Raw genomic sequence first — 12,442 nt, 5'->3', positions numbered from 1 at the left:
TATAATGAGATTAAGTATAGAAGATAGCTTGATATGCTGCTAAAAATCAGTAAAAGCTACGATTGTGACAGTTGAGGCGCGGAATGTGGGATAAAATGTTGGGTTACGACGCAATCTAGATTTATTGTATTACTACAAATATCACTTGTGCGTCTTCACCCAACCTTGTAAGCTAAAACTCACTTAATTTGTAATACCGAAAACCTCATAGCAAGGCTTTCAGGGTTAAAAAGATGTCATTTAGATGCGTCTAAGCTTATCTTAGAGATAGCGATCGCACTATTCTAATAATCGTGTCAAAGATTATCAGAAATATTTACCAACCAAAAGCTTTTTTAATGCCATATGCAGCTAATCCTACTACAGCACCTGCTGCGACAACAGGCGCTGCGGTAATGGCAACGGCTGTTCCACCTACCGCTAAACCCATACCTCCTACTGTAGCTGCAACACCTGCTCCCGCAGCAGCTCCTGCTGCTGCATATCCTGCTGCTTCTACTGGATTGTTATTATTATCATTCATATGTACTTCTCCAAATGTTTATGCATTAATTGTCGCTAAGAAGAACTTTTACATGCAACCGTATTTTTTCTGCAAAGATAATAAACTTGAGGTGAAGCATTTACGTAGGTTGGGTGAAGGCTTTGCGTAACCCAACAAATGATATAGAGAAAATGAAAATTATTCCAACCACAAAAATATTAAAATTTAACTATTTAAATTAATATTTCAAATATTTTAACTTTTTAAATATGACTCTAAAATTATCATAATAAAATGTTGGGTTACGACGCAATATAGATTTATTGTATTACTACAAATATGACTCGTGCGTCTTCACCCAACCTACAATCTAACACTCCTCACTCCTAATTTTGACTCCCATTTCGGAATCCCGCAGTGCTAGGTTAATGGGATTTGCTGGTTGTGTAGATGCAACTTCTGTGAGGGGGATTTGTTGATCGCTCCCTGGGATACTTTCTCTTTGATTGATTAAGTAAATACTAATTAAAGTCAAACCAACACCTGACCATTGAACTGGTGTCAAGACTTCACCAAGTAATAAATTACCAAATAATAATGCAAATATGGGTGTCAAAAAAGTCAGGGAACTCAAACTAGTGAGACTGCCACTGGAAGCAAAGTAGAAAAATAAACCATATGCGATCGCACTACCAAATATTGCCGCATAACCCAAAGCGAGCCAGTCGGAACGGACTAAACGACTCCATTGCTGGGTTTCTGTGATGGAGGAAATACCCCACAAAGGCAAACCACCTAAAATCAGATGCCATCCTGTCGCTGTCACTGGATCGACATATTTGCACACAAACCGAATCATCACTGTTCCCACTGCCATTGATAGTGCTGCAAGTAACATTAACCACTCACCACTATCGAGTAGTAAATGTAAAGAATTAATCGCGTCTTCAGTGGTAGGTAAGGTAATGTGTAACCCCGAATTAGCAGCAAAAGAACCTGAGAAAATACTTAAAATCCAATCATCGGGTAAACCAATGCAACTAATCCCCACAACTCCCAAAGCTAAACCCAACCATCCCCATAACCCAATATGTTCTTGAAACAGCCAGAATGACATGAGTGCGACTGCAATCGGTTGGGAGTCAATCATTACCGAACCCAAACCAGCACCAGTTCTAACTAATCCCTCAGCCAAAAATCCTTGAAATAAAGTTCCATCCACAAGGGCAAATAATCCAATCCACAACCATGCTTTCCACCCTTGGGGCTGCATTCTCCCCTTTAATGCCGCAAAAATCAAAATTAAGATTCCAGCAGGTAAGATTCGCATTCCTGCCATAAATAAAGGTGAAGTATGGGCGATCGCACCTTTCATTGCTACCATTGATGTTCCCCAGAGGAAAAATGGTGCGATTAATAGTAGCGGAGCTAGGGGAAGTCGCGATGCACGCTCGTTCATTTGCATGGGGTTGCTGAAACCTTGGTTTGATGAAATGTAGTTATACTAACTAATTTTACCGAAACATTTCATTTTGTGAAGGAATTAATACTCACTCCCTCGGCACAAAGCTGGGAGTTCAACATGAAAATAAGTAAAATTTATTACTTTATTTGGCTGCGATCGCGATAATTTAAAAATAAGGTAATTTAAAAATGAATCCTATGAGCTATCAACCTCCAGTTCTGATGGTTCCTCTAACACAGCAAGATAAGCTATTAAACAAGATTGCGATCGCAGGATTTGTAGCTTTATTTCTCGTCGCGGTTTATGGAACCTTTGTATTACCCGATACAATACCTGTTCATTTCGGATTTAATGGACGTGTGAATGGTTGGGGAAGTAAAAGTATTTTATGGATTTTACCGGGATTGGGTTTATTCATTTATGGATTATTAACGCTGATTGCCCGCTCTCCTCATAATTTTAATTATCTTGTAGAGATTACTGAACATAATGCATTTAGGCAGTATCAAATAGCAACTTCAACTCTGAATTGGTTAAAAACAGAATTGGTATGGATATTTGCTTTTATGGAATGGAAAATATTTAATTTAGCGACTGTTGAAAATCCGAGTTTAGGAATTTGGTTTTTACCGGCAATTCTATTAATTATTTTTGGGACAATTGGATATTGGTTGCGTCAATCTTTTTTAGCGCGTTGAGCAAGAAAATGTATAGTTGATATACATAATTTAGAATTAATATTCTAGACATAAAACAATGAATTATGTCTGGATTATTATCTTGTTTAATTACCAAATAATTACATATCCATCTTCACCATTAACCCTACCTTTTCCATTCAAAAGGGGATTTTGTGGAGTATCTGCGGCAACATTAATGACTACACAATTCTCATCAAAACATAATACTTGTCCGTTTCCTGGTGTAAACCAAAAATCTCGTGAAGCTAAATCACTTGATACTTTCAAAAGTGTAGCATCTCCGTCTTTATAGACAGGTGGTTTCTTACCGAGAAACTTTGTAAAACTGCGATCGCTTATTTGGAAAGCAGATAATGTACCAACATATACATTGCTTTCATCATAAGCTAGACTGCGAACCCTATTGGTATTAGAACGGCTAGAGAATGGCAATAAACGAGGTATGGAAAATTGCCCACGTTTTACTGTACCAGTAGAGGCATCAATTATTCCGTAATAGCTAAAATGTGCGGATTTGCTATCAAATGCATCGTTGAAAATGTCGTATGCTATTAATGTTGGTGTTGATAAGTCCTTGCCATTCCAGCGAAAAGCTGTATTTCCACCTGCGGATTCTCCCAGAACTACGACTTCGCGATCGCTAGCTACAACTCGATACATCCGGGTATCTGCCATGTCATTACCGAGTTCGTTACCAGCAAAACCCCAGGTTTGCCATAGTTGCGTCAGGGTATTACTAATTTGGAAACATCTTAAAAATGCGCTTTGAACTGGTTGTTTTTGGGTTGTATTGCGTTGGTTATTATAGCCAACTACGTAGAGTTGATTATTTTTGATGACAATATCTTCGACAAAATCAGCTTTGATGGTAATTTGAGTTACAAGATTATTAGTACTATTATCGAAAATACGGATGACTTTATCTGCTAAGTATGCTGTGAAATTGCGATCGCAATCAATTCTTGCTTTTGTTGGGGAAGTCGGATTAATAAATACAGTAGTTAGGTTATTTTGGATAATGTTGTATTTAAGTAATTCGGTTTTAGTGGCAATAAATATGTTTTCACCACTATTTGACATATCAAATGTCGTTGTGCTTAAAGATGTGAGAGAAATTGGTTCGGAATTATTTGGATTAAGTGTAAATAAGGTATTTTCATTACTTACGAAAAGTTGATTTTGGCAATAAATAGCGGCACTAAGTTTACCAAGATTGAGATAGGTTGCCATCCTGGGTTTTGGAAGTTCCAGCGATTTGGCAGTTTTGATGGAAATAGTGGATAGAGAGTTATTGTTAGCAACGTATAAAGTGTCACCAACCAAAATAGCAGATAAGATTTCATGGGGAGGTTTAGGAATACTGTACCAAGTTTGATTATTCCACAAGAGAACTTCTTGGGAACGGGAATTATAAGTTAGTAGGGAAGAGTTATTTAGCGGGAATAATCGGATGTTTCCAGTTTGCGATCGCAATTGTTCCCATTCTAGATTATTACCTGAATTATCAATGGAACGTTGCCAAATTCCTTGCTCTGTGGATGCATACAAAACACCAGATGGTGTTATACAAAGTTGTCCAAATGCTCCAAATGGTTTACCACTGAGGTTCAATAAACCGAGATTTTCGGTAATATCAGTTTGCTTATCTTTTTCAATCTGCCAAACAGTTTCCCTCGCAATAGAATTTTTATCTAGATCAAAAAGTTCCTTTGCTCGGTATTTCAATCCAAACCAGAAATTATTACCTTTTGCCGCAATTCCTACCGATTGATTAGAATTCCAAAGTTTGAGCGCAGGAATTTCAGTCTTAATCCAAGTACTACCAGGAGTATACTTGTGTAAATATCCACCTTCATTAATACCCCACAGAGTATCACTATCAACAGTTGCTAAATCCACAAAACTACTATTAGCAATTACCTTCCATTGCCCTGCTTCCAATTGCATTTCATAAGCAAGAGAATTTACAATCACATAAGCAACCGTATCAGCAATTAGATACTGGGAAATATTGCCAGCATTCGGAGAAAACGCGATCGCACTCCAAGTTCCATTATTTTGATATTGCCAAATTTGTTTTTTAGTCGCTAATACTAGCTTGTCGTTTTTACTTACTTGTACAGAAATAATATCACTTATATTTGTAGGTAAATTAGTTTTTGTCCAGGTTTCTTTTATAAAGGAAAGCCCAGGCAAAGAAGCACTTGGAGGATTTTCTTGCGTTAGTGTCATATTATTACCAGATGTATAAATTAATAGCCTGGTGATAACACTGATTTTAGATGATTGAAAAGGGGGTGAGAGCCGTGAGGGGTAATAGCATCGAGGAGAGTGGGATTTATCCTGTCAAAAACTCTAATAAACCTGGTTTCTCCACACAAAAAATATTAATTCAGCAAGACAAAACCAAGAAACCGGGTTTATCTGCCAACGACAAAACCCGAAATAATGCATTCTATTTATTATGTAGATTAATGTTGGGTTACTAGCTAGCTAACTGTCCAATTACCCAATCTAAAATCCCATTACCAAGCTTCAACCCAATAAACAATAGTCGAATCTAAACGACTAATAGCCACTCCATAACTATTCCCATGATTCCATTTAAACTCCTTTTGCCCTTTATCTTCCGCACCCAACACTAATACATTGTAGTCTGGTGGAAACGTTCCATTGTCAGCATCATCACTAGTATAAAAGAATGTCGTCGGAATCCCATTTGCTTGATTGCTGTGGTCATTAGTATCACCACCCTTATATTTGTACTTCGCAACCTGATTATACTTTGCGATCGCGCTTTTTATTTTCTCTTGTGGTTGTTTAAATTTTACCTGAAATGCACTCCCTCCTTGTGCTGATGCAGGAACATAAACGAGACGCACATTAGTCGCATCCTTGGGGATTGACTCAGGAAAATGATTTACGAGTGTTGGATTTAACCAAACTTTATAGCGAATCTCACTATATTTACTACTATCTTTTACTATCGTCGTTTCTTCGCTCTTATCCAATGCTCTACTGAGGAAAAAGCCTCCTCCAACTAGTCCAATTCCGCCACATGCCATTAATAGAATTGTTAAAAATTTGACAAAATTCGATTTTTTCATCGAGCCCGGTGCTTGTTTAAGCTTTTTAAGTCTTACTACCCAACTACTACATGAATAAGTAATTTTCCGTATCTAGCCCAGGATATATTTACAAAAACAAAATATTATTTTCGTATTTATACTGTTGTTATCAATTCAATATCAAGCAATTAGTTACTAAAAATCCCCGACTGCTTCAAACAATCGAGGATATGGATTCAAAAAACTTATTTAAACCTCGTCTACCTTGATAACTGTAGTTTTCCATAAAGGCTTTGGGATTGCTACCCTGCGGGTAGGCACGGAGTGACTTCCCGCAGGGTAGATGCTTCGGCTACCTTACGTTGCAATGACACAACAGAATAATCAAAAACTCCGGGTTCCGAAATGGACGAGGTTTAACAATTCTTCACGGGATAGCTCTATATTGTTTATAACAAATATCCAAATTCCATCCCAGCCAGTAAAATAAACCCAATCCAAACATTTTGCCGGAACATTTCCCCATATACAGAATTAGGTAAATCCTGACTTTGCAGACGAAAATATTGCCATATCCATCCCAAAGCTGCCACAGCTAGACTAATCCAAAAACCAAAGTGGAGATGAGTTAAAATACCCAACCAAGCAAGTAACCCGATAGTACCTGCATAGAAAACTGCGATCGCACTCTCTACATATTTACCAAAAAATAAAGCGCTGGAATTAACACCAATGCGTTTATCATCTTCCCGATCTGGCATTGCATAAACAGTATCAAACCCCAAAGTCCACAGTACAGTAGCTCCCCACAACAACCAAGTCGGGAAAGAAAGACTTTTGGTGACAGCAGTCCAACTAATTAAAACGGCAAAACCCCAAGCAATGGAAAGAACTAATTGAGGAACGGGGAATACTCTTTTTGCACCGGGATAGAGGACAATAATAGGGACGGCAGCTACACACAACCAAAATGATAGCGGGTTCAGGTAAAAAGCCAGAATTGCGGCGCATCCCATTGACAAAATTGCCACAACTATCCCCACTTTTACCGACAGCGCACGGGAAGCAAGAGGACGATTTCGGGTTCGTTCGACTTCTGGATCGATATTTCGATCCCACAAATCGTTAACAACGCAACCAGCAGCGCTTGTAGCGAGGGTTCCCAGGATAATTACCCCAACCAATGGTAAAGGTGGTTTTCCTGCTGCTGCGAGGAACACAGCCCACAAAGCGGGAATCATTAAAATCAGTCTACCTTCGGGTTTGTGCCAGCGCAAAAGCCTGATTACACTTAACCAAACCGCTTCCTGGTTGTTTTCTGTGGGATTTAACATAAAACCGTAAATAGTGGCTTGAAAAGAAAATTAACAATCTTTACATTTATAGAATAACTTTATTTGTTATTTGTAAATGCAGAATGTAGAATACTGAAGTTTTAGCAGCTTGGTGAAGATTTCGACACAGGTAAAGTCAGAACTAACTTATTTAGAGCTAACTGAACCTGAAATTAATTAGTTTCATCTTAAGTTACACAAAATAACATGCCTTTTTGGTGTAACGAACCTTTTGCATCGACAATTAAAGAGAGAACAAAAATGGTGGATTTGGTTTCGGCTAGCAGGGAGATGATTCCGACTCCAATGGCAGAACATCAGCGAATTATCGCTGCCATTGACTTAGGAACAAATTCGTTACACATGGTAATTGTCAAAATAGAACCGACATTGCCATCCTTTAGCATCATTGCCAGGGAAAAAGAAACAGTTCGACTTGGCGATCGCGATTTGGAAACGGGTAATCTCAAACCTGAAATAATGGAACGTGCGATCGCAGCTTTGCGAAGGTTTCAGGAAGTTGCCAAAACGATGAATACCGAAACAATCATTGCTGTAGCGACTTCTGCAACACGTGAAGCTCCCAACGGTAGGGATTTTCTCCAGGATATCGAAGTACAACTGGGGTTAAAAGTCGATTTAATTTCTGGACAAGAAGAAGCACGTCGGATTTATTTAGGTGTTTTGTCGGGGATGGAATTTAACAACCAACCCCATACAATTATTGATATTGGTGGTGGTTCAACAGAGATAATTTTGGGTGATAGTCATGAAGAACGCACCCTAACTAGTACTAAAATTGGTGCGGTACGTCTAACTAGTGAACTAATTAATACCGATCCCATTACTCAAAAAGAATTTGACCATCTCCAAACATACATCGTGGGAATGTTAGAGCGATCAGCAGAGGAAGTTGTCGCAAGTTATCCATTTGGTGAGTCTCCCCGTTTAGTCGGAACATCTGGAACAATCGAAACTATAGCCACAATCCATGCTCATCAACATCTAGGGTTTGTTCCTTCCACTCTCAACGGGTATCAATTTCCCTTGCGGGATTTGCGTGAATTGGTAAATCGTTGGCGATGTATGAATAATATCGAACGTTCTGCAATTTCTGAGATGCCAGAAAAGCGTTCCGAAGTGATTTTAGCAGGTGCATTAATATTGCAAGAAGCAATGATTTTACTTGGTGCCGAATCTATCACCGTATGCGAACGTTCCTTACGGGAAGGTGTTATAGTCGATTGGATGCTTACCCACGGTTTAATCGAAGATCGTTTACGTTATCAAGGTTCAGTTCGTCAACGTAGTGTGCTGAAAACTGCCCAAAAATACCATGTGAATTTGCAACATAGCGATAGAGTAGCCACATTTGCTTTAAGCTTGTTCGAGCAAACCAAAGGTATTTTACACAACTGGAATACGGAAGTACATCAGTTACTTTGGACAGCTGCTATTTTACACAATTGCGGTCACTACGTCAGCCATTCTTCCCACCACAAACATTCCTACTATCTCATTCGTAATAGTGAATTACTTGGTTACACCGAAACAGAGATAGAAATTATTGCCAACATTGCCCGTTACCATCGCAAATCTCCACCCAAGAAAAAGCATGAGAATTACCGCAATTTAGCCAACAAAGAACATCGTTTGCTGGTTAATCATTTGAGTGCAATATTGCGTTTAGCAACAGCATTAGATAGAAGACAAGTTGGGGCAATTTCCCGCATTCAATGCGATTATAATCTCCAAACAAAAGACTTTAAACTGAGGGTTTATCCCCTCCATCCTAATGATGACTGTTCATTAGAAATATGGAGTTTAGATTACAGTAAAGATGTATTTGAAACCGAGTTTAATCTCAAAGTTAGCGTTGTTTTGGAACCAACAGTTGTGACAGTTAGTTAATTTTCAATCCTGGTTTCTCCCCCAACGATCGCAATTACCAATAGCAGTTCTCTCTTCAGTAAAAAAATCTCGAAACCCGGTTTCTCCCCCAACGACAAAACCCAATCAAACATTGCGATAAGCCTACCACTCCGTGGAAGCAAGCTACGCGGAGCCTGTCCCTTGAGACTTAACGCCAAGGGCATATCGCATATCTGAATGTAGGCATCATACGTATTATCTTTGTCGGTTTTAGGTAAAAAATAAACCCGCTATCTCCAAGACACGGGCTTTTTTAGTGTTTAGATGTGCGATCGTGTTTCTTCAGATTATTTCCCCTGGGTACGGAGCGCTAGCCCAGTGTTCGCGCTTCGCGTTCCCGCAGGATAGCATCTCTAGACTACGGCACAAACCCTAGATTCTTCGTTCCTCAGAATGACATAATTTTATTTATAAACACCCTCTAAGATATTTCTCTCCTAGAATACAGTGTACACTCCTACCATCCCCTCACCAAACCCTGTACCTCATCCAAATCTAAAAAATCATATACAAAGGCTTTTCTTAACAACGAATAGGGAATATATTCATCATACTTTTGAATTTCTGGAGCTTCCTCATCACTAACCAAATGCTCAGGAATAATCCTTTGTTCACCCAAAGAAATAATCTCCCCACACAAACCTTCAACCTTATCTTTCGGCAACCTCACAGTCATATAATAAGGATTTGCACCACCAATACTCTTAATCCCCAAAGAATCCCGACAAAAGCAATTTAGCAACCTTTCCAAAGTGCGAAATGCTACAGTTCCCATCCAAGGCAAAATCACACATTTCCCTTTCGGCAACTTAACCACATAATTTTTATCTAACTCTAAATCCCGTGCTAAATCCCTCACAATCTGCAACCGTTTCAACGCATTCGGCTGCAAATAACTATACTCAGTATCCTCACATAAAACCCGTCGCATTCTCTGTAATATTTTAGTATGAATTACCCCACTTCCACCACGCCAAAAAACACTAGTTTGTCCCTCAACAGATTTAACATTAACTGTTTTCTTGCGAAAATCAACCTCTAAAACTTCCCAATTTCTCCCCGCTAAACCAAATTGACTTCCCACATTTGGCATCATCGCAATACTACCAATTTGATTGGTATCATGCTTCACAGAAAACTCCAAATTTTCGGGAAAAATGGCATAAAACTGGAAGCGATTAGTAATTTTTTCCCCAGCTAAACCTAAAATTAACTTACCTTTATCAGTCTTTTGAATATGGTCTAATTCCAACAAATAATTTAATAACAGTCTAAAATCATCCTGAGAAATATACTTAAAAACCGATAAATTCAATACCTGTTTTGCTAATATCCCAGGTGAAATTTCCCCCATCGCAGCCAAAATACTCATTGTTTGGTGATACAACAAACTCAACGGATATTTCACAGGTTTAAAAGGTTCAATCCAACGTTCTTCCACATATAGTTGAATAATAGCAATACTCTGTAATAAATTCCACGGGATTTGTTCAAATATTGGAGCTTCCGGTAAACATTCATCCTCTACACAAACAAACCGCATATCAGATGATTTACCCCGTCTTCCCGTACGTCCTAACCTTTGTAAAAAGCCAGCTACAGACATTGGTGCTTCCAACTGAATAACCCGCTCCAAATTACCAATATCAACCCCAACTTCCAACGTTAAAGTTGCAGCAGTCACAGCAGGTTTATTTTTTTCCCGCATGGCATTTTCAGCAACTTGACGCAAACTTACCGCAATACTGCCATGATGAACATGATATATATCAGGTTCATTTTCGGAGAGAGCAATTTGTCGCAAAGAAGCAATAATTGACTCCGTTTGTGATTTATTATTAGCAAAAATTAGGCATTTACTACCCTTACTCAAATCAAAAATATATCTATCATAATTACTAAACTCAGAAACCTGTCCAGAAGAAGCTTCATCTCCTCTATAAAAGTGTTCTAAAGCTAACTTAATATTTCTCTTACCCACTTCAATCGTTGGTGTCATCACTGGTTTATCAGTATCCGAACGCAACCATTCTTCAGCTAGCAAATAATCACCCAAAGTAGCAGACAAACCAATCCGACGATGTTGTTTTCCCGTGAGATTTGCTAACCTTGCAAGTTGACAAAGTATCTGACAACCGCGTTCAGTTCCCATAAAAGTGTGAACTTCATCAATAATTACAAAATGCAAATCCCCAAACAACCTAACCAAATCATCACATCTATTAATTAACAAACTTTCTAAAGATTCTGGAGTAATTTGTAAAACCCCACGAGGATTTTTGATTGCTTTATTTTTATGACTTTGGGAAACATCCCCATGCCAAGGAATAACAGGAATATCAGCTTCCCGTAATAAATCATTCAGTCGTTCAAATTGGTCATTAATCAAAGCCTTAATTGGACCAATATAAATTGCACCAATACTTTGAGGTTTTTGCTCATATAAAACCGTAACAACAGGCAAAAAAGCAGCTTCAGTTTTCCCCGCAGCAGTACCAGCAGCTACCAACAAATGAGCATCAGTGTCAAAGATAACTTCACATGCAGCATCTTGAATAGGTCGTAATTCCGTCCAATTATTGTTGTATATATATTCCTGAATAAACGGAGCAAGTCGAGAAAAAGTTTTACTCATATTAATTTTAGATTTTAGATTAAACCTCTGCGAACCTCTGCGTTTACCTCCGCGCATCTTTGCGTTTAAAAATATATATAAGTAATCTTACCGTAGGATGTCGCGATAAATCAAAGCTATAAAAGCGACATAAACCCACAAATTTTAGAAAAAAATATTTAATTCAAATGAACTTATTTAAATTTAGCCTTCAAGAAAAATGCCAACGAAAAATAATACTACTAAAAAACGATGACTTAATAGAAATCTTTATCCCTTCCGTTGGTTTATTTTCACGCTTTACAATGCTCAGTTTAATTTTTCTAATTTTCCCAGCATATCTAATTAACTTTTTTATCCTATCCCTACCCAATCAAAACCCAAGATTTTTTACACCAGTAATAATATTTAACTTACTCATTTCCATAATTGCGATCGCAGTTATTTTATTATCAGAATTTTCACAAAAGCGTCTATCCATAACTCGCAAAAAAATATCATGGACTTACGAAATATTTAGCCTAAAAATCAAAGACCCTTTCCCAGCATCCATACCAAGTATAATTAGAATCGCAAAAGTCCAACATTCATGGAATCGATACTTCCTCGAAATTTGGGCAGGAAGAAAGCTCTACGAACTCTCAACAGGAGAATTTTCCCCATTCGCAGTCACCAAACCCGAACTAGATTTAGTAGCAAAAGAATTGAGTAACTGGATAGAACTAACCCTACTCCAAGATTAATCACAAAAACCACACCTAATTTTACATATTTCAATCTTTGCATCTTTGCGCCCTTGCGACTTTGCGCGAGTCCCTAATCCATATTTTCATAGAGAAAGATC

11 protein-coding genes are annotated in these 12,442 nt (G+C 38.2%); 4 read left to right on the top strand and 7 right to left on the bottom strand.

The window, feature by feature from the left end:
• Nucleotides 1-316: 316 nt before the first annotated feature.
• A complete protein-coding gene (locus tag CK510_RS04975) occupies nucleotides 317-523 on the bottom strand; it encodes a hypothetical protein (RefSeq protein ID WP_095720645.1) in 207 nt (68 codons plus the stop codon).
• A gap of 331 nt (nucleotides 524-854) precedes the next feature.
• On the bottom strand, nucleotides 855-1,949 hold the full coding sequence (locus tag CK510_RS04970; RefSeq protein WP_095720644.1) for a DMT family transporter: 1,095 nt from the start codon (nucleotides 1,947-1,949) through the stop codon (nucleotides 855-857).
• A gap of 197 nt (nucleotides 1,950-2,146) precedes the next feature.
• On the opposite strand from CK510_RS04970, the gene CK510_RS04965 reads away from it, so the two are divergent.
• Entirely contained in the window at nucleotides 2,147-2,647 is a 501-nt protein-coding gene (locus tag CK510_RS04965; RefSeq protein WP_211293090.1) for a DUF1648 domain-containing protein, read from the top strand.
• 90 nt (nucleotides 2,648-2,737) lie between these two features.
• On the opposite strand, the gene CK510_RS04960 is transcribed toward CK510_RS04965, so the two are convergent.
• Nucleotides 2,738-4,882: a WD40/YVTN/BNR-like repeat-containing protein gene (locus CK510_RS04960; protein ID WP_095720642.1), complete on the bottom strand. Its 2,145-nt coding sequence runs from the start codon at nucleotides 4,880-4,882 to the stop codon at nucleotides 2,738-2,740.
• Nucleotides 4,883-4,932: 50 nt separating this feature from the next.
• Here CK510_RS04960 and CK510_RS32550 point away from each other — a divergent pair, with 50 nt between their 5' ends.
• Nucleotides 4,933-5,139, top strand: coding sequence for a hypothetical protein (locus CK510_RS32550; protein ID WP_095720641.1), 207 nt, complete (start codon nucleotides 4,933-4,935; stop codon nucleotides 5,137-5,139).
• Between the two features lie 36 nt (nucleotides 5,140-5,175).
• Here the strand turns inward: CK510_RS32550 and CK510_RS04950 are convergent, their stop codons facing one another.
• Together CK510_RS04950 and CK510_RS04945 are read right to left on the bottom strand one after the other, a co-directional pair.
• Entirely contained in the window at nucleotides 5,176-5,757 is a 582-nt protein-coding gene (locus tag CK510_RS04950; protein ID WP_095720640.1) for a hypothetical protein, read from the bottom strand.
• A gap of 410 nt (nucleotides 5,758-6,167) precedes the next feature.
• On the bottom strand, nucleotides 6,168-7,052 hold the full coding sequence (locus CK510_RS04945; RefSeq protein ID WP_095720639.1) for a 4-hydroxybenzoate solanesyltransferase: 885 nt from the start codon (nucleotides 7,050-7,052) through the stop codon (nucleotides 6,168-6,170).
• Nucleotides 7,053-7,313: 261 nt separating this feature from the next.
• Here CK510_RS04945 and CK510_RS04940 point away from each other — a divergent pair, with 261 nt between their 5' ends.
• Complete coding sequence (locus CK510_RS04940; protein ID WP_095720646.1) at nucleotides 7,314-8,963, top strand: Ppx/GppA phosphatase family protein; 1,650 nt, start codon at nucleotides 7,314-7,316, stop codon at nucleotides 8,961-8,963.
• Here the strand turns inward: CK510_RS04940 and CK510_RS04935 are convergent.
• Nucleotides 8,960-9,148: a hypothetical protein gene (locus tag CK510_RS04935; RefSeq protein ID WP_095720638.1), complete on the bottom strand. Its 189-nt coding sequence runs from the start codon at nucleotides 9,146-9,148 to the stop codon at nucleotides 8,960-8,962. The two genes, CK510_RS04940 and CK510_RS04935, sit on opposite strands and share 4 nt — an antisense overlap.
• Nucleotides 9,149-9,441: 293 nt before the next feature.
• Nucleotides 9,442-11,619 (bottom strand): DEAD/DEAH box helicase, encoded by a 2,178-nt coding sequence (locus tag CK510_RS04930; protein ID WP_095720637.1) that lies wholly within the window; start codon nucleotides 11,617-11,619, stop codon nucleotides 9,442-9,444.
• Between the two features lie 167 nt (nucleotides 11,620-11,786).
• Between CK510_RS04930 and CK510_RS04925 the strand changes: the two genes are divergently transcribed.
• Entirely contained in the window at nucleotides 11,787-12,341 is a 555-nt protein-coding gene (locus tag CK510_RS04925; protein WP_095720636.1) for a hypothetical protein, read from the top strand.
• Nucleotides 12,342-12,442: the final 101 nt, after the last annotated feature.

The organism is Brunnivagina elsteri CCALA 953, assembly GCF_002289455.1.
Classification (GTDB): Bacteria; Cyanobacteriota; Cyanobacteriia; order Cyanobacteriales; family Nostocaceae; genus Brunnivagina; species Brunnivagina elsteri.
This window is presented reverse-complemented; position numbering and strand designations above follow the sequence as displayed.